This is a genomic window from Enterococcus xiangfangensis (assembly GCF_005405365.1).
Lineage (GTDB): Bacteria > Bacillota > Bacilli > Lactobacillales > Enterococcaceae > Enterococcus_A > Enterococcus_A xiangfangensis.
In genome coordinates this window covers 1-23,679 of sequence record NZ_BJDX01000005.1, presented here as the reverse complement: position 1 = coordinate 23,679, position 23,679 = coordinate 1, and the positions used below count along the sequence as shown (strand labels likewise).

Sequence of the window (23,679 nt, the reverse complement as noted above, 5' to 3'; positions counted from 1 at the left end):
AATGGGATTATTTGACCGTATAAAAAAAGCCTTTACCGGTGAACAAAAAGAAACTGAAAAACCAGAAGAAGTCATCGAAGACCAAGAAACAGCGGATGTCGTCGATGCCGATGCTGATGCTGAAAAATCAGAACCGACCGAATTGACCAAAGCAACCGATCATGAAGAGCCTGCTGAACTAATTGAAGAAACTGCAGAAATAACGGATGCTGCGAAACCGGCTGAACAGTCACCCGATCTTTCTTCAGAAGTTTCAGTTGAACCAGAACGTTTTGAAGCAACACCAGATGCTTCAGCTGAACAACTAGAAGCAGAAAATGAAAGTGAAGAAGCACTGGAAGAAACACTGGAAGAAACACAAGAAAAAATACAGGAAGAAACGATTCCAGCAGAGCCGCAAGCAGTCTCAGTTGAACAAGAAGATTCAGCAGAAGTAAGCGTTCAAGAAAAATATGACAAAGGGCTGGAGAAGACTCGCAAATCATTTGGTGAACGGATGAACGAATTGTTTGCCCGCTTCCGTCGAGTCGATGAAGACTTTTTCGAAGAATTAGAGGAAACATTGATTGGTGCCGATGTCGGTTTTGATACGGCGATTAAATTGACAGATTCACTACGGCAAGAAGTGAAACTAAAAAATGTTAAAAAGCCAGCTCAGATTCAAAATGTCATCATCGAAAAATTGGTAGACATCTATGAAGCAGAAGGAATCAACGAAAATAATGCAATCAATTTACAACCTGGTTTGAGTGTGATCTTGTTTGTCGGAGTAAACGGCACAGGAAAAACAACAAGTATCGGGAAATTAGCGAAGCAATACAAAGCAGAAGGCAAAAAAGTTCTATTGGCAGCAGCGGATACTTTTCGAGCCGGCGCGATCGACCAGCTAGTTGTCTGGGGTGAACGGTCTGGCGTGGAAGTAGTCCGTGGTAATGCTGGTGGCGATCCAGCGGCAGTAGTTTTTGATGCGGTAGATAAAGCTAAAAATGAAAATTATGATATTTTATTGATTGATACAGCCGGACGTCTGCAAAACAAAGTCAATTTGATGAATGAGTTGGAAAAAATCAAACGGGTGATCCAGCGAGAATTTCCAACAGCACCGCATGAAGTGCTATTAGTTGTTGACGCGACGACCGGACAAAATGCGTTAGTCCAAGCACGCCAATTTAAAGAAACGACAGATGTCACAGGTTTAGTTTTGACTAAGCTCGACGGAACAGCTAAAGGCGGAATTGTTCTAGCAATCCGCAATGAATTGCATCTGCCGGTAAAATTAGTAGGGTTAGGTGAAGGCATCGATGACCTTGAAGTGTTTGATTCAAATGATTTTGCGATTGGATTATTCAAAGGATTATTAAAAGAAGAATAGTTGAGCATTTCAAAACTCAGCTGCAAAGGGCTGCGACAACTGTCGCGGCCTTTTTTTATCACTTGAAACAAACGTTGGATGAGTCCAAATGGGATCTGCAAGGAACATTTCTAAAAAGAAACGGCATTAGGGGATTTTTCAAATTTTTTTCCAAGCATTTCCGTTCTGTTTCTGGAGGTTCTTCTATATAATGTAGCATGGGAGGCTATGGACAAATGAATACAAAAAACATGATGGTACAAGAAATGGTCAAACCTTTCTTGTTGCAAGCGCGCTATGGAATTGAAAAGGAAAGTCAAAGAGTTACACTGGAAGGCAATCTAGTACGGACCGATCATCCAGCTTCGGTAGGGAGTCGGAGCTTCCACCCTTACATCCAGACTGATTTTTCTGAAACACAATTAGAATTGATCACACCAGTTACTGAATCAGTGGCTGAAGTGTTAGCAAGTTTAGAAGCAATTCACGATGTGGCTCAACGAAGTATGCCAAAAGATGAAATGATGTGGCCATTTTCGATGCCGCCAGCACTGCCTGAAAAAGAAGAAGACATCCAGATCGCAAAATTAGAAAATCACGCGGATGTTTTGTATCGGCGTTATTTGGCGCGGGAGTATGGCAAACGAAAACAAATGGTGAGCGGGATTCATTTTAATTTTGAATACGGCTTAGATTTAATCAAACAATTATTTTTGGCACAGACTGAAGAAGCTTCCATGGAAAACTTCAAGACCCGGATATATATGAAGACTGCCCGTAATTTTTTACGTTATCGCTGGTTGATCACCTATTTATTTGGTGCAAGTCCGCTGAGCGAGGCACGCTATTTTGACAACGCTGACCGCCCGAAAGAACCGGTGCGTAGCATTCGAACGAGCCGTTATGGGTATGTAAATAAGCCAGACGTACAAGTTTCTTATGAAACGTTGGCACGCTATAGTGAAGAATTGGCAGAAAATGTTGCGCAAGGACGTTTGTCTGAAGAAAAAGAATTTTATGCACCCATCCGAATGCGCGGCGGGAAAAAAGTAGCAGATTTGTTCCAAACCGGAATCCGTTATATAGAATTGCGAAATATCGACTTGAATCCTTTTGAACGTGTGGGAATCAGCTCAGATGAGATCGAATTTCTACATTTATTCATGCTTTATTTGTTGTGGACAGAAGAAAAATTGTCAGCCGATGAATGGGTAGCTGAAGGCAATCGTATCAGTGACGCTGTTTCATTAGAGCGCCCGACAGAAACGACAGCATATTTAGCAGAAGGCCATGCTATTTTTGCAGAAATGCTGCAAATGGTCGATGAGTTGGAATTGACGGGTGCTGACTTATTGAAGAACTATCAACGTTGGTTGGACCATCCAGAAGAAACGTTGGCAGCTAGAATCTTAGCTTTAGATGAAGCTAAAGGACAGGCGGCAGTCGCGTTGGAACTTGGGCAGCAGTTTTATGAACAAGCTTGGGCTCGCCCTTATCAATTGGCTGGGTTCCAAGAAATGGAATTGTCCACGCAGAACTTGCTGTTTGATGCGATCCAAAAAGGTATTGAAACCGAAGTATTGGATCGGCAAGATCAATTTGTAAAACTGCAACACAAAGATCATCAAGAATTAGTTAAAAATGGGAATATGACCAGTAAAGATACGTACATCGCACCTTTGTTGATGGCGAATAAAACAGTGACTAAAATCGTATTGGCGCGGGCCGGTTTCCATGTTCCGCAAGGCGAAACATTCGCTTCGATAGCAGAAGCACAAAAAGCCTATCCGCGTTTTGCCCAAAATGCTTTTGTCATTAAACCCAAAACGACGAATTACGGCTTAGGCATCACGATCTTTAAAGGCGAGACGGCACTTGCTGATTACAATGCTGGTTTAGCGATCGCCTTTGCTGAAGATGATGAAGTGATCATTGAAGAATTTTTGGCAGGAACGGAATATCGTTTCTTTGTGATCGATCACCAAGTGAAGGCAGTTTTATTACGGACACCTGCCAATGTTATCGGTGATGGAAAACGATCAATCGAAGAACTTGTTGCTGAAAAAAATGCAAGTCCATTGCGAGGAATCAATCATCGGTCGCCGTTGGAAAAAATTCAACTAGGCGAGTTGGAACAATTGATGTTGAAAGAACAAGGACTGCGGATTGACAGTATTCCTGAAAAAGATCAGCAAGTCTTCTTACGGGAAAATTCAAATGTCTCGACTGGCGGCGATTCAATCGACGTAACTGATGAAATGGATGAAAGCTACAAACAATTAGCAATCGAGGCTGTCGCTGTTTTGGGCGCCAGCATCAGCGGGATCGATTTGATCATCCCGGATAAAGACAAACCGTATGAAACAGCAGCAGATTATGGCATCATTGAAGCAAATTTCAATCCGATGATGCATATGCACATCTATCCATACATCGGCAAAAGCCGCCGTTTGACGACAGATGTTTTACGCTTTTTATATCCAGAAATGAACATCTAAAAAAGAGTATTTCAGCAACCATCCAATTCTGTTGTATTCTCAAAAAAATGACCCGTGCTGTCAGCACGGGTCATTTTTGGTAATGTGTGTGGATGAAGGCGTGAATTTCGGTCAGTGAGTTGGAAAATAAAACTAACTGTCGATCTTTTTTTGATAAAAAAGCGTGTTCGACCATCTGATCAAAAAAAGTTTGTAATAAATCATAATAATTTTTTACATCAAAAAAAATACAAGGATTAGCCGTTTGTCCGACCCGCAACCATGAATAGGCTTTGCTGATTTCTTCTAATGTACCGATACCGCCAGGCAGGGCAAGACAAACATCTGCCAGCTGCATCATAGTTTTCTTGCGTTCGTCTAAATCATTTACAGTGATCAATCGTGTCACGTTAGGATGGACACGCTCTTCGTCATACAAAAAGCGCGGCATGATTCCGATCACTGTCCCGCCATTAGCCAGCACACTGTCAGCTACTGTTCCCATCAACCCTAGTTTACTGCCACCGTAAACGAGCTCATAATTCTGTTCGGCAATCCAGCTGCCTAATTCTTGTGCGGCTTTTTGATAGGCTGGATCAGTTCCGAGATGAGCTCCGCAATATACAGCGATGCGCATTCGATCGCCTCCTGATTCATTCGGATAATTTACTCAGCTAGTTCGATCGTCTGTTTTGTTTCTTCAACAGTCAATCCTGTTTTTTCTTCCCACCAAACTTTCATTTCTTTTTCGTAGTCGGCAGGGAAGCGCTCGACAGTATCGATCAAAGGCTCGCCTTGGATCTTAGCATGGGGAAAGCTCATCGCCAGATTAAATTTTAATTCTTTTAAGAGGCAGTAATATTGGAACATCATATAGTACATTTCCTCATCGTCACTGCTAGCTAAAACCAACGGTGCACGATCCAGCATGAAGCCTAAACTGCGCATCATAAATAAAAACCCTGGCAGCTCTTCTTTTTCGATATCATCGACTTCTTTCAAAATATCGATGTGTAAATCAAGCGCTTGCAATAAATCGGTTTGCAAATTTTGATAAGTGACCATCAAAGTTCCCTCCTTAAATATCTGTTAATTAAGTATAGCACATCTGAAAAAAACCTTGCCGGCAGATCAGCATTTGATTCGCATTATTTCAACGGTTTGTGTACAGTAAACGAGAAGGAGACGGTCAAATGGGGAATTTAGCTGTGATAACAGATTTGCATGCAGATATCAATCATTTCAACGAACAAGAGTTGGAAATACTTTTTAGTGTGTTGAACGAACAACAGGTGACGCGTTTGCACTTTGCAGGCGACACGGCCAATCAGATCGAGCAAACATTGGCGGTCAATCAATTTTTCCGCCGCCGCGGCTTGCCGACAACGTTTAATCTGGGCAATCACGAGATGGGCAAGCTGAAAGGCGAGCAGATGATTGAACATTATCCAGACAGCCATTTTTTAAATCTTCGTTACTTGCCGCTGAATCAGCGGACAGTCTTGTTAGGTTTCAACGGCTGGTATGATTATAGTTTTTCTGAAACAAAAGATCCGCAGCAGAATCGCTCAATTAAAAATATTTATTGGTTTGATCGCATCATTGAACGTTTTTCGGATGATCAGACAGTCAATCAAGCAATTTTGCACCAACTGCGGGAAGTATTAGATGATTTAGCGCAAAAAAATTATCAAGTGATCTTAGCCACGCATTTTGTCCCAAAAGCAGAATTTGTGATCCATCAAAGTGGCAATTATCAAGTTTGGAACAAACTAAATGCTTTCTTAGGATCGCAAGCGTTAGGCGAATTACTGGATCAGTACCCCAATATTCGGCAAGTCGTTTTTGGTCATACCCATCGCCGTTTCGAAGATCAACTATTCCATGATACGATCTACAGCTGTCGGCCGTTAGGTTATTATTATGAATGGAAGATTACACGAGATTTTGTTTTAGCGAATCAACTAGCAGAAGTATATCTTCCGATGAAGATGCGCAGCTTATTAAAAAAACATCAAGCAGAATTTTCCGCGTATCAAGAGCAGCACTTGATCGAAGAATTCCGCCAAGCAATCACATTAATTCCTTATTAAAAGGCAGAATCGTAGAGTCAGTAAAAATTTTTTGGCGAAAAAGGCAGCAAGTTTTCAATGACAAAGCCAGCAGCTGGAAAGAACAAAAGATCAAATTTTCTGTCAGTACCACTTGCAACCTGTTGCGATCCTTGCAACAATGGGGAGAGAAAAAGTCTCAAGCAATCAAAGGAGACTTGGTTAAGTGGAGAGGTTGATAAACATGCGTTTGATCATCGATGGTGATGGTTCGCCAGTAAAAGATACAACGATCGCCGTCGCTGGAAAATTCAAGCTGCCAGTGGTGATCGTCACGAGTATCGATCATTATTCAAAAAAAGAATACCCAGATTTTGTGACTTTTATTTATGTCGATCCGGGTTCAGATTCGGCTGATTTTAAGATCGTTTCAGTTATTCAGCCAGAAGATATTTTAATCACGCAAGACTATGGATTGGCATCTTTGACGTTGACAAAAGCGGCGCACGTGTTGCATCAGAGCGGGTTGGAATATACTCAAATGAATATTGATGCGTTATTGACCCAACGATTTATCGGCAGCAAAATGCGGCAAGCCAAGCAGCGTACAAAAGGGCCCAAACCCTTCACAAATGACGACCGCGAACATTTTAAAGAAGTTTTAGAAAGTCTGATTCGACGGTCTTTAATGTAATCAAAATGATAAGCTTTGTAATACTTGTGAAATTTCTTTTTGGGGATTTTGATTTTTGTGCTAAAATATTAAGGATCAGAAAGTAACGGAGGATATTCATTTGAAAATTATTTTACTTTATGGTGGGAAAAGTCCAGAACATGATGTTGCAATTTTGTCGGCCTTTTCAGTTATTTCTGCGGTTTATTTTGACTATTATCAAGTACAGCTTATTTATATCGATAAAACCGGTCAATGGGTCCAAGGCCCATTACTAACGGAAGCACCAGAAACAGACGAAGTATTGCGGTTGACTTGGGACACAGCGGGTCATGAAGTCGAAGGATTCAGCGGAAAAGTCATTGCGCCTGGCGATATCAAAGAAGATAACGCAATTGTTTTTCCAGTTTTACATGGTCCTAACGGCGAAGATGGAACGATTCAAGGATTCTTAGAGACATTGGACATGCCGTATGTGGGTACTGGTGTGATGACTAGTGCTTGTGCGATGGATAAGATCATGACTAAATATATCTTGCAAGCTGCTGGAATTCCGCAAGTTCCATATGTACCTGTATTGAAAAATCAATGGAAAGAAAATCCAAAACAAATTTTTGATAAATGTGAAGGAACGTTATTGTACCCAATGTTTGTCAAACCAGCCAACATGGGCTCAAGTGTTGGTATCACTCGTGCAGAAAATCGTGAAGAATTACAAAATGCGCTGCAAGAAGCGTATCGTTATGATTCACGGGCGTTAGTAGAACAAGGAATCGATGCGCGTGAGATCGAGGTTGCTGTGTTAGGCAACGACGATGTACGGACGACGCTGCCTGGTGAAGTTGTTAAAGAAGTTGCTTTTTACGATTACAACGCCAAGTATATCGACAACACGATTCAAATGGCAATACCAGCAGAGGTGCCGGAAGATGTTATGCAAAAAGCACGTGATTTTGCGAAGTTAGCGTATACGATGTTAGGCGGATCAGGACTTAGCCGTTGCGACTTTTTCTTGACCAACAAAAACGAGTTGTTCTTGAATGAATTAAATACGATGCCTGGCTTTACAGAATTCAGTATGTACCCATTATTATGGGAAAACATGGGGCTGAAGTACGGCGACTTGATTGAAGAATTGATTCAATTAGGACTGAAACGTTACGAACAGCAAGCTGCTTTTGAATAATCAGACAGCTTAATCACAGGACTTGAGACATGATTCTGGATGAATGATGCCTCAAGTTTCTTTTAATGGATCAAATGCGCTGACTGCTTGATCAAAATTAGCGCGCTTGCGTAGTCTTTTTAAGTCAGAAACCAAAAAAATGGGAGGAACACCATGAATTTTACAACGACAATCATCGGCAAGGCCGTTCAAGGTGAAGTATTGACGGAAAATGAGGTGACCGTTACTGGTGTCGAATTCGATTCACGAAAAATTGAAGCAGGCGATTTGTTCATCCCGTTGCAAGGGACAAACGACGGCCATGATTTTGTAGCAAAAGCGATCGAAAATGGAGCAACGGCAACATTGTGGAGCCGAGCTGCTGAAACGGCGCCTGAAGGGATCGCAGTGATCTTAGTAAAAGATACATTGTTGGCTTTTCAAGCGTTAGCAAGCTATTATTTGCTGGAAGAAAATCCAGACGTGATCGCGATCACAGGCTCAAATGGCAAGACTACGACTAAAGATATGACGGAAGCGGTTCTCAACCAAAAATTCCGAACCTATAAAACCCAAGGTAATTACAATAATGATATCGGTTTGCCTTATACGATTTTGCATATGCCGGAAGGAACCGAAAAATTAATTTTAGAAATGGGAATGGATCATGCCGGGGAAATCAGTGTTTTATCTGAATTGGCTGAGCCGGATGTTGCTGCAATCACGATCATCGGAGAAGCCCACATCGAAAACTTAGGCTCGCGAGAAAAAATCGCGGATGCCAAAATGGAGATTACAACAGGACTTGCACCCGATGGACTGTTGATCATTCCAGCAGATGAACCATTGTTAGCAGAACGGACGCACTCATTGTCACAAACAGTCAAAACAGTCGGGATCCAAAACGGCGAGCTTTCTGCTACGATCTTGAATGAAAGCAAAGGCGCGACTGTTTTTTCAGTAGAAGACAACGGCTATCAAATTCCTTTACCAGGAAGCTACAATGTTCAAAATGCCTTGATCGCAATGGCGATTGGGCGCTGGTTTGATTTGAGTAATGATGAGATCTTCCAAGGCTTGGCTTATGTGCAAGTTACTCAAAACCGGACACAGTGGTTGAAGGCAGCTAATGGTGCAGATATTTTGAGCGATGTTTATAATGCCAATCCAACAGCGATGGGTCTTGTATTGGATACATTTGCGAAATTACCGACAGAAGGTCGCCGATTAGCGGTCTTGGCAGATATGCTAGAGTTAGGCGCAGATTCTTTATCATTGCATACCAGTATGGTAAAACATATCAACGATCAAGATTTTCAAGAGATCTTTTTATATGGTGAAGACATGAAGGGATTGAAGGTCGCTTTGGCGGATCGTTATCCGGCATTAGCCGTTCACTATTTCAATAAAGAAGAAAAACTTCAAATGATGGAAGCTGTAAAAAATAGTTTGCAAGCAGATGACAGCGTAGTTTTAAAAGGCAGTAATGGAATGGGCTTGTTGGAAGTTGTCGAGTTTTTACAGAAGTAGTGAAAAGTTGCAGAAAATGAAATGATGTGCTAGAATGAGCCATTGCCGAGAAATGAAGTAATGATTGAATGAGTCATCCAATAAATTAAAGATTCGCTAGCAAACTGTTTGCTGGCTTACCAATTATTTTTGAGAAGCGGTTGGGGCATTTTTCAATTGAACGATGTCTCAACCACTTTTTGTGAGAGATGATCCTTCCGCCTGACTTCGCGGAGCGGTTTTTCGGTAGTATCGCTAAGGACGGCAACTAAGGGACAGTTGCAGACCAAACGCAGATACCAGACCATACGCTCTAAATGATAAGGTCAACAGACATTAGGAGGATATCATTTGAAATTCAAAGAACTAAAATTATCACCAGAACTATTGCTCGCGGTTGAACGCGCAGGTTTTGAAGAAGCGACACCGATTCAAGAACAAACTATTCCTTTAGCTTTAGACGGAAGAGATGTTATTGGACAAGCACAAACAGGTACCGGTAAAACTGCAGCATTTGGGTTGCCGATGCTAGACAAAATCGACACAACGAACAATGCATTACAAGGATTGGTAATCTCACCAACTCGTGAACTTGCGATCCAAACACAAGAAGAATTGTATCGTTTAGGCCGCGATAAAAAAGTTCGCGTTCAAGCTGTTTACGGCGGTGCAGACATCGGTCGCCAAATTCGTGGATTGAAAGATCGTCCGCATATCGTTGTCGGAACACCCGGCCGGATGCTCGACCATATCAATCGCCACACATTAAAACTAGAAACAGTGGAAACATTAGTCTTAGATGAAGCAGACGAAATGTTGAACATGGGCTTCCTAGAAGATATCGAAAAAATTATCAGTAAAGTCCCTGCAGAACGCCAAACGTTATTGTTCTCAGCTACAATGCCTGATGCAATTAAAAAAATCGGCGTTAAATTTATGAACAATCCTGAACATGTGAAAATCAAGACTAAAGCAATGACAGCTGATTTGATCGATCAATATTATGTTCGTGGAAAAGATTACGAAAAATTCGATATCATGACTCGTTTGTTTGATGTACAAACACCAGATTTGGCGATTGTCTTTGGTCGTACTAAACGTCGTGTTGATGAATTAGCTCGCGGACTTGAAGCTCGCGGTTATAAAGCTGAAGGAATTCATGGCGATTTATCACAACAAAAACGAATGAGCGTTTTGCGTTCATTTAAACGCGGAGATCTTGACATCTTAGTAGCGACAGACGTTGCCGCTCGCGGATTAGATATCTCAGGTGTTACCCACGTGTATAACTATGATATTCCACAAGATCCAGAAAGCTATGTTCACCGGATCGGCCGTACTGGTCGTGCAGGTAAAGGCGGGATGTCCGTTACATTCGTTACACCAAATGAAATGGGCTACTTGCATGTCATTGAAAACTTGACGAAGAAACGGATGGAACCACTTCGTCCGCCAACCGAAAAAGAAGCATTCAAAGGCCAATTAGGCGCGGCGATGGAACAAATCCAAAGCCAAATGGAAGAAAATTCCGATAGTCTAGAAAAATATGCCGAATCAGCAAAAGAATTGTTAGCAACTTATTCGCCAGAAGAATTAGCAGCGATGCTGTTGAAGACGACTGCGAAAGATCCTGCTGATTCAGTACCTGTAAAAATCACGCCAGAACGTCCATTGCCTTCAAATAAAAAAGGCGGCTTCAATCGTGGTAACGGCGGCAAACGCGGAGGCGGCAACAATCGTGGCGGTGGTAACAACCGTGGCGGCGGCCGTGGCAAAGACAACTATCGTAAAGATCGTGACCGCAATAGCAGCACCAACAAAAACAAAAACTACGGCGGAAGCAAACAACACACTAACAATAAAAACACAAACCGCAGCAATGACAAAAAACGCGGTTTTGTGATCCGTACGAATTCGAACGATTAATTTATCAGTAAAAAAGCCATCGATCTTTTTGATTGATGGCCTTTTTGTATGACTGGGGAGTTTTTTTGAAAGAATTCTTTGAAAAAAACATAGCATTTAAATAAGTCTTTGGTAAAATAAAGATATTGCTGAAAGGGTTGAGAGCATGATCAAAGGAATCGGGATCGACGCGACGGAGCTGAAACGAGTCGCAAAAATTATTGAACGACGGCCGCATTTTGTCGAACGGATACTAACTCCAGCAGAACAGACCCTTTTTGCTAGTCATTCTCCGCATCGTCAGGTAGAATTTTTAGCAGGACGGTATGCATGTAAAGAAGCTTTTTCTAAAGCCTGGGGAACCGGCATCGGAAAAGTCAGCTTTCAGGATTTAGAGATTTTACGAAATGACAATGGTGCCCCCGCCTTTACAAAATCACCTCATCAGGGAAAAGTTTTTGTCAGCTTGACTCACACAGAGGAACTAGCAATTGCACAAGTATTGCTGGAGGAATAGAAAGAAGGACACTTAGTTTATGGTTGTAACCTATCATCGACCAACGAGAGCTATCATACATAGGAAAGCAATGAGCGAAAATATTAAAAATGAGGTGGCGCGTTTACCTGAATCGGTAGAATTATTTGCAGTAGTCAAAGCCAATGGCTACGGACACGGTGCAGTAGCTACAGCGCAACAGGCATTAGCTGCCGGCGCGACTGGATTTTGTGTAGCTACTTTGGACGAAGCCATCGAATTGCGCGAAGCAGGGATCACTGAACCGATTTTAGTATTGAGTGTTGTTTTTCCAAGTTATTTATCATTAGTTGTCGACTATGATCTATCGATTACAGTAGCAACAAAAGAATGGCTGATCGAAGCACAAGAAGTATTAAAAGATTTAACTAAAACGACTACGCCGATAAAAATTCATATCAAAGCTGATACAGGGATGGGACGGCTCGGGTTTCAAACACCTGAAGCGGTCAAAGAGGCGGTCGAAATCATTGATGCTTCGCCAAATCTGCTTTGGGAAGGATTGTTTACCCATTTTGCAACAGCAGATGAACAAGACACGACCTATTGGCATAAACAAGCGGATCGTTTCACCAAAGTGATCACGGCACTTGATCATTTGCCGCGGTATGTGCATTCCAGCAACAGCGCGACGGCTTTATGGCATGATAAAGACATGCCGGGGAATATGATTCGCTATGGTGTAGGAATGTACGGGTTGAATCCATCGGGTCATGAATTAGCTGAAACGTATCCATTGAAACCGGCGATGGAATTAATTTCTGAATTGATCCAAGTCAAAGAATTGTCTGCTGGCGAAGGTGTTGGCTATGGAAAAACGTATGATACATCTAAAAAGGAATGGATCGGCACTGTTCCAATCGGTTATGCGGATGGCTGGCTGCGAAAGATGCAAGGTTTTTCGTTATTAGTAGAAGGCGAATTTTGCGAAATTGTTGGTCGTGTTTGTATGGATCAATTGATGATCCGATTGCCGCGGGAATTCAAAGTCGGAACAAAAGTGACTTTAATCGGCAAAAGCAAAGACCAAGAGATCACGATGCAAGATGTAGCCGATCATCTTGGGACGATCCATTATGAAGTTTGTTGTATGCTTTCAGAACGGGTACCAAGAATTTATCAAGAATGAAGATAAGTAAAATATCATGGAACAAGGTAAAAAGTGTTTGGAAAAACGGTCTAAGCAGGGTCATTTTTCATTAGAAAAACGGCTACTTTAAAAGGGGTAAGGAGAATAGTATGGTTAAGCGTGGTGATATCTATTTCGCAGATTTATCGCCAGTTATTGGTTCTGAACAAGGAGGGATTCGTCCGGTGTTGGTGATCCAAAATAATTTAGGCAATCATTTTAGTCCAACGATTATCATCGCCGCGATCACAGCGAAAATGGCGAAACCTAAATTACCAACACATATTGGAATCAAATCAAATGGTACTGGGATCGAGCGAGATTCGGTCATTTTATTGGAACAAATTCGTACGATCGATAAAACTCGTTTGAAAGAAAAAGTGTGTCATTTAGACAACTGTTTAATGGCAGAAGTAGATGCAGCTTTGCGGATCAGTGTCGGAATTGAAACGATGTCTGCAGCTGCGCCAAATCTTACATAAAAATCAAATCAAGTTTGTTGGTTCGAAGGGCGCGATCATGCATTGCGTCCTTTTTGAATCGTTCAAAAAGATTCAACCGTTGAAATGAAAAGAAGCGATTAGTTTGAGGGAGATAGTTAGTGTGAAAAGTAGGTGTCAGCAAGTACTATACTAGCTGGTTAAAAACACATTTTCTATTAGAAAACAGGTGTTGATCTTTGAAACTGTCTATCGGTTGGAAATGATTTGGCCTAAAGAAGACGGGGATTTCAATCATGTTTTTTAATCAAACGGAATAAATTCATTAGAATTTTTAAGAAAAAGTCTCTATACTATAAGAAGCAATTATGGATACAGAAATGAAAGGACGTGAGTGTGTGTTAAAAAAATTACTGGCAAACGTCGGTGAATACAAGAAGCAAAGTTTACAAACGCCACTGTTTACCATGGGAGAGGTCTTGATGGATGTGATCATGCCGTTGATCATGGCCGGCTTGATCGATCATGGAATTGACAAAAGTAATCCGAATACGATCTTGCGTTATGGCGGATTGTTGTTTTTGTGTGCGCTGTTCGCACTAATTACAGGAACGCTAGGAGGACGGACAGCTGCGGTCGCTTCGGCGGGATTTGCTAAAAATCTGCGGCATAATCTATTTGAACGGATTCAAAGTTTTTCTTTTGCAAACATTGACCGTTTTTCCAGTTCCAGCTTGATTACTCGCTTGACGACAGACGTAACGAACGTGCAAAATGCTTACCAAATGGTAATCCGAATCTTAGTCCGTTCACCGTTGATCTTGATTTTTTCTTTGGTGATGACTTTTCACATCAATCGAGAATTATCAATGATCTATTTAGCAATCGTACCGATCATGGTCATCGGGCTAGGATTGATCATTCGTTTTGCCCACCCATTATTTGAAAAAGTTTTTCGGACCTATGACCGCTTGAACAACGTTGTCCATGAAAATCTTCAAGGAATTCGGGTAGTGAAATCTTACGTTCGAGAAGAATATGAGGAAGAAAAATTCAGCCGAGTATCAAAATTGGTTTTTGATAATTTTACGAAAGCTCAGCGGATCGTTGCCTTCAATATGCCGCTGTTACAAGTTGCAGTTTATACGTGTATGCTGTTGCTTTCATGGCTAGGAGCTGAATTGATCGTGGATAAAGGGAATTTGACAACTGGTGAATTAGTCAGCATGTTCAACTACACGATGCAAATTTTAATGAGCCTGATGATGATGTCGATGACCTTTGTTCAATTGATGATCGCTCGTACTTCTGCTGAACGGATCACAGAGGTACTCAGTGAAGAAAGTGATTTGAAAAATGGGGCTGAACCGTTACTGGAAGTACCTGATGGTTCAGTGGAATTTCAAGATGTTTGTTTTAGTTATAAAGATGACATGAATAAATTAGTTTTAGAAAATATTGATTTGAAGATCGCGTCTGGTGAAGTGATTGGGATCGTCGGCGGGACTGGGAGCTCAAAATCGAGTCTTGTCCAGTTGATCCCAAGACTTTATGACGTGACACATGGAATGGTCAAAGTCGGCGGTCACGATGTTCGGCATTATGATTTGGCAACGCTACGTGATCAAGTCGGGATGGTTTTACAAAATAATGTTTTATTCAGCGGGACCATCACAGAAAATCTCCGTTGGGGAAATCCAGAGGCAACTGAAGAAGAAGTGATCCATGCCGCAACGATCGCACAGGCGGATCCCTTTATTCAAGAATTTCCTGACAAATACGAAACGATGATCTCTGAAGGTGGGAATAATGTCTCTGGCGGACAAAAACAACGCTTGACGATCGCTCGCGCATTATTGAAAAAACCGAAGATCTTGATTTTGGATGATTCAACGAGTGCGGTCGATACGAAGACGGATCGAGCAATTCGTGAAGGTCTAGTCAAGGAAATTCCAGGTACCACTACATTTATTATCTCGCAACGGATCAGTTCGATCCAAGATGCTGATCGGATCATCGTGTTAGATGATGGAAAGATCAATGGCGTCGGGACACACGACGAGTTGTTAGCAGACAACACGATCTATCAAGAAGTCTTTGATTCGCAACAGAAAGGATTTGGTGAACGGGATGAATAAAAAATTTGCAGCTGAATCCAATCCGCTCAGAACGATCAAACGCTTATTGAAGATCATGGCAAAAGAACATAAAGCACAGCTGATCGTTGTCTTTTTCATGATCTTAATCAGTGCATTTGCCAATGTTCGCGGCTCATTGTTCTTGCAAGTCGTGATCGATGATTATATTACACCGCTGATTGGACAAAACAATCCGAATTTCACCGGATTATTAAAGGCGATTTTAACGATGGCGTTGATCTATGCTGTCGGGATCGTAGGGACGCTCTCATATAATTTGATCATGGTAAAAGTATCAGAAGGAACGCAGAAAAAAATCCGTGATCAGATGTTCAATCATTTGGAGACATTGCCTCTACGCTATTTTGATTCAAATGCGGATGGTGATATCATGAGTCACTTTACCAACGATACCGATACGCTGCGACAAATGATCTCACAAAGTATTCCCAACTTGCTGATGGCGCTCGTGACTTTTGTCTCGGTTTTCATCGCAATGTTTTCATTGAGTGTGCCATTAACTTGTTTTGTCCTTGTTTCAGTCACGCTGATGTTTGTGATCTTGCGTTTCATCACGAATCGCAGCGGCCGCTATTTTGGCGAACAACAACGTTCTTTAGGCGCGGTCAATGGTTATATTGAAGAAATGATGCACGGTCAAAAAGTGGTAAAAGTTTTCAATCATGAAGCAGCAGCGATCAATGATTTTGATGAAATCAACGATCAGTTGCAAGAAAGTGCCACTAAAGCCAATGCTACCGCAAATACGTTGATGCCGATTATGATGAATCTTTTGAACATCCAATATGTTTTAGTTGCGATCATCGGTGGATTATTTGCTGTTTATGGTGTTTCTGCGTTGACAGTCGGAATGATCGCTGCATTCTTACAGCTCAGTCGATCATTGAACGGTCCAATCAGTCAGATTTCTCAACAAATCAATTTCGTGATCATGGCGTTGGCTGGATCAGATCGGATCTTCCAGCTATTAGATGAAGAATCAGAAGTTGACGATGGCTATGTGACTTTAGTCAATGTCAAAGAGGTCAATGGAGAATTGATCGAGACAAATGAACGGACCGGAATCTGGGCTTGGAAACATCCCCATGAAGATGGCACACTCTCTTATGTCCGCTTGACCGGTGATGTTCGTTTTGAGGATGTCAATTTTGGGTACAATGATGATCATTTAGTCTTGCGTGACATCAATCTTTACGCTGAACCAGGACAAAAAGTTGCTTTTGTCGGCGCGACTGGTGCCGGTAAAACGACGATAACAAATTTGATCAATCGTTTCTATGATATTCAAGAAGGAAAAATCCGTTATGACGGAGTCAATATCAAGAAAATCGAAAAAAATTCACTGCGTTCTTCGTTAGGGATCGTCTTGCAAGATACGCATTTATTTACTGGGACAGTCAAAGAAAATATTCGTTATGGAAATTTGAGTGCAACGGATGAAGAAGTCTATCAAGCGGCCAAATTATCGAATGCAGATACGTTTATTCAACATTTACCGGAAAAATACGATACAGTGATTACCGGTGATGGGGAAGGGTTGTCGCAAGGACAGCGCCAATTATTAGCGATTGCCCGAGCAGCGATTGCTGATCCGCCAGTGATGATCATGGATGAAGCGACTTCTAGTATCGATACTAGAACAGAAAGTATCGTTCAATCGGGGATGGATCGCTTGATGGAAGGTCGGACAGTATTTGTTATCGCCCATCGGTTATCGACGATTCAAAACTCAGATGTCATCATGGTGATGGATCATGGTCGAATTATCGAACGTGGCGATCATGAAAGTTTACTGGCTGAACATGGTATGTACTATCAATTGTATACTGGAAAAGTTGAATTAGATTAACGCTTATCAAAAAAGGTGTGTCTTGCATATGCGAGACACACCTTTTTGTTGGAACAAGTAAACGATAATCGCTACAATAAGGATAAAGATTTTCGAAAAGGAAACGATTCCAAGGGAGAGTTTAATTTTATGAAGTGCTTTGTCAGGTTTCCTGAAGTAAAAAAATTTATGATCAAAAAGAATTGGGCGCAAGAAATTATTTTCAGCAGTTAGAGAGGATGGATGAAGTTGAAACGATTTGCATTAAAAGACTATGGAACAGCCAAAGATGTATTGATTGAGATCCAAGCAGAAGCTCGTCCAGTCGATGAAACCCATGTTCGTGTAGCGTTATTAGCTTTCGCGATTAATCCGTACGATGTTGCTTTGCGCCAAGGAGCAATGCGCGACTTTCGGATAGTGAAGTTTCCGTATGTATTAGGAAATGATGGTGCAGGGATCGTGACTGAAGTTGGTGCGGCAGTCACTCATGTAAAAGTTGGTGATGAAGTGATCGTTCATGCAATCAGCGGGACTTACGGTGAAGAAATCGTTGCTCCAGGGAAAAAAATCGTGAAAAAACCGGCTGCTTTATCGTGGGAAGTGGCAGCAGGTTTGGTGACACCGTGGCTGACGACTTATAATCTAGTCACACATTTATTAGGAGATACGATCGGTCAAACCGTCATGGTACAAGGAGCTTCCGGGGCGGTTGGTTCATTATTGGTCCAATTTTTGAAAAAACAAGGCAAAACCATACTTGCTTCAGCTTCTAAACGAAACGAATCATGGGTCACCCGATTGGGCGCAGATCAGTTCGCAGCTTACGATCAAGCAGATGCTGGAAAAGTATTTGCCAATCAAGCAGATACTGTGATTGATGCGACAAAAGGCGGAGTTGCTGGAGAAGCGGGCGTACAGATCATGAAAACCGGCGGAAATTTTGTAGCATTGAATGCTTTACCGAAGGAACAAACGAAAACTGGAAATTATTTGGCGTTTGGACCATCAAAAGAATATTCTGATTTTGAGGCGTTAACAGCTTTAACAGAAGTAGCTGATGAAATCCAGTTAAAGATCGCGGAAGTTTTGCCGTTTACTCTAGCAAGCGTGATTTACGGACATGAAAAATTAGAAGGACACCCATCGGCGGGAAAAATTATTATAAAAAAGGAGCAATAACATGGATCAGAAGAAATGGTCATTAGTAAAAGCAAATTATGATGGCACAGAAGATCTGGCTGACGGCTATTATCGGTTGCGGGAGATCGAAGACGGGTATCAATTGGCCTATTTAGCAGCCGGCCCTTGCGGCGAAAAAGTTCCGCATCCAGAAGTGACATTGCGGCAAGTAGATGATCAGGTTGAACCGATTCGCTTGCGCGATTTAGAAGAAACACCGATTTTAAACTTAACACAAGCAGATTCAGCTAAGATCGAGGAATTGACCGAGCAACTATTGGAACGCTTTATCATGAGAAAAAATCTTAATTTTTAAGCATTTCTTTAGTATTTATTGAATGAAAAGGGATACAATTGTGACAAATCATTAGGAATGTCAAAAAAGCAGATTCCAGACACTCGCTAGAATTGAAATTTGCTGAAAATCCATGCTACAGTAGTTCAGCAAGAAAAAATAGTAGGTGAAATCAATGAACGTTTTTCAATCGCTTAAACATACATGGAATCTCTTTAAATTAGATTGGCGTCGGATTTTTAGAAATCCGATCGCCATTTTTCTGATGGCAGCTTTAGTCATCATCCCATCTCTTTACGCTTGGTTCAATATCAAGGCGTTATGGGATCCGTATTCGAATACTGGCGAATTGCCAATTGCGGTTTACAGTGCGGATGCAGGAGCCACGTTTGAAAACAAAGATATCGAGATTGGAAATGAAGTGGTCAAAAATTTGCATAAAAATAAACAACTTGGCTGGCGCTTTGTCGACTCGAAAAAACAAGTCGTTGAAGGTGTAAAGTCAGGGAAATATTATGCAGGAATTTATTTACCGGAAAATTTTTCTAAAGATTTATTGAGTTTTACTTCCGGCGAGATCCAAAAACCAAAAATCGAGTATTATTTGAATCAAAAAATCAATGCAATCGCCCCAAAAATCACTGATAAAGGGGCCAGCTCGATTCAACAAGAGATTAGCCAAGAATTTATTAAAACTGCCAGTTCGACCTTGCTGAAAGTTTTTAATGAGATTGGCTACGACATCGACGCCAACTTGGTAAGCATCAATAAAGTCAAAAATTTGATTCTGACGACCAATGATAATTTAGACGAGATTGATAAATACACGCAAGAAGTCGTCGAAGTGCAAGGCAAGCTACCTGAGCTAAAAGAAAAATTAGCTAAGGCAAATGAATTGCAAGCATATTTGCCGCAAGTGGACGCGATGGGACAAAAATTGATCACGTTGAATCAAAAAATGCCGGAGATCAAAAAACAAGCGAGTGTCATTTTGACGCTGCAGCAAAAGATCCCTGAGATTCAACAAGCCGGCGATCAAATCGCCCAAGTCGATAATGATTTTTCTGAGATCGAAACGACGATGAATGACGGAATCAATGAAGCCAAACAAGGGCTGAACATCATTCATCAAGTACAGACGATCTTGCCGGACATTCAAAAGCTTGGCAATCAAGCCAACGATTTTGCGAATACAACAAAAGACGGCGCAGAAAAACTCCAAACGGCTATACCAAGCATTTCAAGCAGCGTTCAAGTCACGTTGGAATCCATTGGTCAAGTAGCTACGACGACACAATCAATTACTAGTGATCTGTCTGCTTTATTAGATAAAGAAAAATTAACAGCTGAAGAAAAAGCACATATTGCGGCAATCATTAGTGACTTTCAAAGTAATTTAGCTGATCAGCAAGCAGCAATTACTAAATTAAACCAATTTTTAAGCGACTTAAAAAAAGTAGCCGATGATAATGGGAACACAGATGCAAGTCAAAACTTGGCAACGATTATAAGTCGACTAGGAAACATAAGTAATTCACTTGGCGATCTAAGCAACCGTTTCGGTCAGTTGAATGACTTTGTTCAAAACGAAGAAACAACTGACAGAGCAAAAGCATATTTAGGCGAAATTAATACTGCGGCTGGAAGAATTGCTAATTTAGTCGGAAGTATCAATGCTGAGCAAGTAGGGCAGACAGTCAGCACAGTTCTGAATAAGCTGATTGCCATGATCAACACGGCCCAAGGTGTCTTGAACCAAGCGCAGCAAATTGATTTCGCCTCACTTTTGAATTCAACTGAAGGCACAGTCAGCAACGCGATCACTTTCTTGGAAAAGTATCAAAAACAAATGCCAGCGATCGGTCAGGAAGTTCATGATGCGAATGTACTATTGAATGGTCATATGACGGACATCGTGAATGGTATCAATACAGGTGCCGATCTTTATAACAATGAATTGCCGGTAGTAGAACAAAAATTAGCTCTAGCCGCAAACTTCATGCAAAATGATTGGCCAGGGGTGAAAGAAGATTTGACCGGCGGGTTGAAAATCGCAAATGATAAAATGCCAGAGGTCGAACAAGCATTAGATCTTGCTACTGATTTGATTCAAAATGATTGGCCGACACTGCGAGCAGGTATTCAAAAAGCCGCGAATGCGATCCAGCAAGGAGATCAAAAAGTTGATCTTGGCCAAGTTTTGAAATTGCTGAAATTGGATGCTCAAAAGGAAAGTGATTTCTTCACAACACCAGTGGAACTACAAACAAACGCGATGTATCCAATCGCGAATAATGGTTCAGCCAGCACACCATTTTATACAGCATTGTGTTTATGGGTCGGCGCGGTACTATTTTCAAGTGTCACAACCACAGAATTCTTTTTGGATAAAAAAGAGCGCGGTAAATACACAAAACGTGAACAATTTGGTGCACGTATGCTGACGTATTTAGCAGTTAGCGTTGGGCAAGCTTTGATCGTAACATTGGGAAATATTTTCTTGCTGGGTGTTTACGTAAAAAATCCAGTGTACAGCATTCTGTTTGCGGTCTTAGTGGCGCTAGCCTTTATGATGATCGTTTACACGCTCGTGGCGCTTTTTGGAACGGTCGGCAAAGGGATCGCAATCATCATCCTAGTGCTTTCTATTTCCGGTGGTGGCGGGAACTACCCAATCCAAGTATCCGGCAAGTTTTTCCAAGCCGTCAATCCGTGGTTGCCATTCACCCACGCAGTCAATCTGTTACGGGAAAGTGCCGGCGGGATTTATTGGCCAAATGCGACGCAAGATATCATTGTGATGGTCGTACTTTTCATCGTATTTGGGATCTTAGGAACGTGGGCTTATCCTGTTTTACAACCGCATTTGAAAAAATTGACGAAAGTCGCTCACGAAAGCAAAATATTCCATTAAAAAAAGACAGGCAAGACGACAGCAGATCGCTGTTTTCTTGCCTGTTTTTGTATTTTTTTCAGCTCGTAAAAAGTCAGTAAAAAAATCATTGACATTTAGATAGAGTACGAGTAATATTCGCTTGTTGTATTTTATTAAAGGAGTGAGTCTTAGTGGATTATCTTAAACGTTTGCTGGTTGGACGACCACTGAAATCATCTGAAAATGATGATCAAAATCTGTCGCGTTTTGCAGCGTTAGCGATGCTTTCTTCAGATGCATTGTCTTCTGTAGCTTATGGAACAGAACAGATCGTAGTCGTTTTAGTCACCTTGTCAGCAGCGGCGATTTGGTATTCGTTGCCGATCGCGATCGTCGTTTTAGTTTTGTTAACGTCATTGATTTTATCTTATCGTCAAATTATCCATGCCTATCCTCATGGCGGCGGCGCGTATGTCGTCAGCAGTGAGAACTTAGGAAAGAATGCCGGATTGATCGCAGGAGGCTCACTTCTTGTCGATTATATGCTGACTGTAGCCGTCTCTGTCTCAGCTGGTGCTGAAGCCATCGCTTCTGCGATTCCAGCGCTTTATCATCATCGTGTTTTGATTTCTGTCATTATTGTTTTATTATTGATGCTGATGAATTTACGCGGATTGCGCGAAAGTGCGGGACTGTTGATGTTGCCAGTCTATAGTTTTATTGCAGTCATCACTATTTTGATTGTTGTCGGTCTAGTGAAAATTCTAACCGGCACCGTCCCTCTGCATGCGACCGCTCAAGTTGGCGCAGTCGTGCCAGGGATTTCCATGGCGCTTTTGCTGCGGGCTTTCTCATCAGGTTCGTCTTCATTGACCGGGGTCGAAGCAATTAGTAATGCCGTTCCATTCTTCAAAAAACCGCGAGCAAAAAATGCGGCCGGCACATTAGCTATGATGGGCTTGATATTAGGATTCTTCTTTACTGGAATCACATTCTTGAACTATTGGTACGGGATTGTTCCTACGACAGAAGTTACCGTGTTGTCACAAGTTGGTGAATCAGTTTTTGGTAAAGGAATCATGTATTATGTTTTACAATTTGTTACGGCTTTGATTTTAGCTGTAGCAGCCAACACAGGATTCTCAGCGTTTCCTGTCTTGGCTTACAACTTGGCTAAGGATAAGTTCCTGCCGCATCGTTACCAAGACCGTGGAGATCGATTAGGCTACTCTAACGGGATCATCACTTTGGCACTTGGTTCGATCGTTTTGCTTTTTATTTTCCAAGGTTCAACTGAACGTTTGATTCCATTGTATTCAGTCGGAGTATTTATTCCATTTACCTTGTCACAAACTGGGATGGTCTTGAAATGGCGTAAAGAAGGAGCACATTGGGTCAGGAAATCACTGGCTAATATCGTGGGTGCGGTGATTTCCTTTGCGATCGTTTTGATTTTGTTCATCTATCGATTACCAGATATTTGGCCATTCTTTATCATCATGCCAATCTTAATCTTTGGTTTTTATAAAATCCATGAACACTATAAAAACGTAGCGGAACAATTACGTTTGGTCGATGATGTGGAATTGCATGAATATGATGGAAACACAGTCATCGTATTAGTCGGAAATGTAACACAAGTAAATATCGGAGCAATCAACTACGCGCGTTCAATCGGTGACTATGTGATCGCTATGCACGTTTCGCTAGAAGAAAACGAAGAGAAAGAACGGGAGATCCGTCACGAATTCCGTGAGAAATTCCCAGATGTTCGACTCTCTGTCGTTCGTTCACCGTATCGTTCAATCGTCAATCCAGTCAGCCGCTATGTTGACCGTGTAAGCAAAAATGCACGACAACATAATTATACTACGACCGTTTTGATACCGGAATTTGTCCCAAATCGTACGTGGAAACGTTCGCTGCACAATCAAACAGCGATGCGTCTGCGCTTCCGTTTATCTTATCGTGATGACATTATTGTCGGCACGTATAACTATCATCTAAAAAAATAATCTCACTAAAGAGGAGGCCGTGACATAAGTCATAGTCCTTCATAGGAAAAAATTGGCTTCCATAAATCATTTAGTGATTTATGGAAGCCA

The 23,679-nt window shown here is 41.6% G+C and carries 18 protein-coding genes; 16 read left to right on the top strand and 2 right to left on the bottom strand.

Annotated features, from left to right (window positions below):
• Position 1 precedes the first annotated feature (1 nt).
• Together ftsY and gshAB are read left to right on the top strand one after the other, a co-directional pair.
• Complete coding sequence (gene ftsY / locus FFM68_RS07150) at positions 2-1,372, top strand: signal recognition particle-docking protein FtsY (protein ID WP_137618728.1); 1,371 nt, start codon at positions 2-4, stop codon at positions 1,370-1,372.
• A 215-nt stretch (positions 1,373-1,587) separates the two neighbouring features.
• Positions 1,588-3,849: a bifunctional glutamate--cysteine ligase GshA/glutathione synthetase GshB gene (gene gshAB / locus FFM68_RS07145; RefSeq protein WP_137618727.1), complete on the top strand. Its 2,262-nt coding sequence runs from the start codon at positions 1,588-1,590 to the stop codon at positions 3,847-3,849.
• A gap of 70 nt (positions 3,850-3,919) precedes the next feature.
• Here gshAB and FFM68_RS07140 read toward each other — a convergent pair whose 3' ends face one another.
• Positions 3,920-4,465, bottom strand: coding sequence for an LOG family protein (locus FFM68_RS07140; protein WP_137618726.1), 546 nt, complete (start codon positions 4,463-4,465; stop codon positions 3,920-3,922).
• Between the two features lie 29 nt (positions 4,466-4,494).
• The gene (locus FFM68_RS07135) at positions 4,495-4,893 is read right to left on the bottom strand and encodes a hypothetical protein (protein WP_137618725.1); all 399 of its coding nucleotides are present in this window, start codon (positions 4,891-4,893) and stop codon (positions 4,495-4,497) included.
• 128 nt (positions 4,894-5,021) lie between these two features.
• Here FFM68_RS07135 and FFM68_RS07130 point away from each other — a divergent pair, with 128 nt between their 5' ends.
• From FFM68_RS07130 to kimA, 14 genes are all read left to right on the top strand, one after another.
• Positions 5,022-5,921 (top strand): metallophosphoesterase, encoded by a 900-nt coding sequence (locus tag FFM68_RS07130; RefSeq protein WP_137618884.1) that lies wholly within the window; start codon positions 5,022-5,024, stop codon positions 5,919-5,921.
• Between the two features lie 202 nt (positions 5,922-6,123).
• Positions 6,124-6,573, top strand: coding sequence for a YaiI/YqxD family protein (locus FFM68_RS07125; protein WP_137618883.1), 450 nt, complete (start codon positions 6,124-6,126; stop codon positions 6,571-6,573).
• A 100-nt stretch (positions 6,574-6,673) separates the two neighbouring features.
• Positions 6,674-7,738, top strand: coding sequence for a D-alanine--D-alanine ligase (locus FFM68_RS07120; protein ID WP_137618724.1), 1,065 nt, complete (start codon positions 6,674-6,676; stop codon positions 7,736-7,738).
• A 153-nt stretch (positions 7,739-7,891) separates the two neighbouring features.
• A complete protein-coding gene (locus FFM68_RS07115; RefSeq protein ID WP_137618723.1) occupies positions 7,892-9,247 on the top strand; it encodes a UDP-N-acetylmuramoyl-tripeptide--D-alanyl-D-alanine ligase in 1,356 nt (451 codons plus the stop codon).
• Positions 9,248-9,577: 330 nt separating this feature from the next.
• Positions 9,578-11,152, top strand: coding sequence for a degradosome RNA helicase CshA (gene cshA / locus FFM68_RS07110; protein WP_137618722.1), 1,575 nt, complete (start codon positions 9,578-9,580; stop codon positions 11,150-11,152).
• A gap of 145 nt (positions 11,153-11,297) precedes the next feature.
• On the top strand, positions 11,298-11,648 hold the full coding sequence (gene acpS / locus FFM68_RS07105) for a holo-ACP synthase (protein WP_137608876.1): 351 nt from the start codon (positions 11,298-11,300) through the stop codon (positions 11,646-11,648).
• 19 nt (positions 11,649-11,667) lie between these two features.
• Entirely contained in the window at positions 11,668-12,795 is a 1,128-nt protein-coding gene (gene alr, locus FFM68_RS07100) for an alanine racemase (RefSeq protein WP_137618721.1), read from the top strand.
• Positions 12,796-12,905: 110 nt separating this feature from the next.
• Entirely contained in the window at positions 12,906-13,277 is a 372-nt protein-coding gene (locus tag FFM68_RS07095) for a type II toxin-antitoxin system PemK/MazF family toxin (RefSeq protein ID WP_137608874.1), read from the top strand.
• 356 nt (positions 13,278-13,633) lie between these two features.
• Positions 13,634-15,373, top strand: a complete 1,740-nt coding sequence (locus FFM68_RS07090) for an ABC transporter ATP-binding protein (protein WP_137618882.1) — start codon at positions 13,634-13,636, stop codon at positions 15,371-15,373.
• Complete coding sequence (locus tag FFM68_RS07085; RefSeq protein WP_137618720.1) at positions 15,366-17,243, top strand: ABC transporter ATP-binding protein; 1,878 nt, start codon at positions 15,366-15,368, stop codon at positions 17,241-17,243. Before FFM68_RS07090 ends, FFM68_RS07085 begins: the two co-directional genes overlap by 8 nt.
• 228 nt (positions 17,244-17,471) lie before the next feature.
• Entirely contained in the window at positions 17,472-18,404 is a 933-nt protein-coding gene (locus FFM68_RS07080; RefSeq protein WP_137618719.1) for an NADP-dependent oxidoreductase, read from the top strand.
• Between the two features lies 1 nt (position 18,405).
• On the top strand, positions 18,406-18,720 hold the full coding sequence (locus FFM68_RS07075) for a hypothetical protein (protein ID WP_137618718.1): 315 nt from the start codon (positions 18,406-18,408) through the stop codon (positions 18,718-18,720).
• A 154-nt stretch (positions 18,721-18,874) separates the two neighbouring features.
• Complete coding sequence (locus tag FFM68_RS07070; protein WP_137618717.1) at positions 18,875-21,613, top strand: YhgE/Pip domain-containing protein; 2,739 nt, start codon at positions 18,875-18,877, stop codon at positions 21,611-21,613.
• 152 nt (positions 21,614-21,765) lie between these two features.
• Positions 21,766-23,589, top strand: coding sequence for a potassium transporter KimA (gene kimA / locus FFM68_RS07065; protein WP_137618716.1), 1,824 nt, complete (start codon positions 21,766-21,768; stop codon positions 23,587-23,589).
• Positions 23,590-23,679: the final 90 nt, after the last annotated feature.

Excerpts from the sequence above, each read along its gene's own strand:
- ftsY (WP_137618728.1), top strand. The coding sequence starts at position 2 with ATGGGATTATTTGACCGTATAAAAAAAGCCTTTACCGGTGAACAAAAA.
- gshAB (WP_137618727.1), top strand. The coding sequence starts at position 1,588 with ATGAATACAAAAAACATGATGGTACAAGAAATGGTCAAACCTTTCTTG.
- FFM68_RS07140 (WP_137618726.1), bottom strand. The coding sequence starts at position 4,465 with ATGCGCATCGCTGTATATTGCGGAGCTCATCTCGGAACTGATCCAGCC.
- FFM68_RS07135 (WP_137618725.1), bottom strand. The coding sequence starts at position 4,893 with ATGGTCACTTATCAAAATTTGCAAACCGATTTATTGCAAGCGCTTGAT.
- FFM68_RS07130 (WP_137618884.1), top strand. The coding sequence starts at position 5,022 with ATGGGGAATTTAGCTGTGATAACAGATTTGCATGCAGATATCAATCAT.
- FFM68_RS07125 (WP_137618883.1), top strand. The coding sequence starts at position 6,124 with ATGCGTTTGATCATCGATGGTGATGGTTCGCCAGTAAAAGATACAACG.
- FFM68_RS07115 (WP_137618723.1), top strand. The coding sequence starts at position 7,892 with ATGAATTTTACAACGACAATCATCGGCAAGGCCGTTCAAGGTGAAGTA.
- acpS (WP_137608876.1), top strand. The coding sequence starts at position 11,298 with ATGATCAAAGGAATCGGGATCGACGCGACGGAGCTGAAACGAGTCGCA.
- alr (WP_137618721.1), top strand. The coding sequence starts at position 11,668 with ATGGTTGTAACCTATCATCGACCAACGAGAGCTATCATACATAGGAAA.
- FFM68_RS07095 (WP_137608874.1), top strand. The coding sequence starts at position 12,906 with ATGGTTAAGCGTGGTGATATCTATTTCGCAGATTTATCGCCAGTTATT.
- FFM68_RS07085 (WP_137618720.1), top strand. The coding sequence starts at position 15,366 with ATGAATAAAAAATTTGCAGCTGAATCCAATCCGCTCAGAACGATCAAA.
- FFM68_RS07075 (WP_137618718.1), top strand. The coding sequence starts at position 18,406 with ATGGATCAGAAGAAATGGTCATTAGTAAAAGCAAATTATGATGGCACA.
- FFM68_RS07070 (WP_137618717.1), top strand. The coding sequence starts at position 18,875 with ATGAACGTTTTTCAATCGCTTAAACATACATGGAATCTCTTTAAATTA.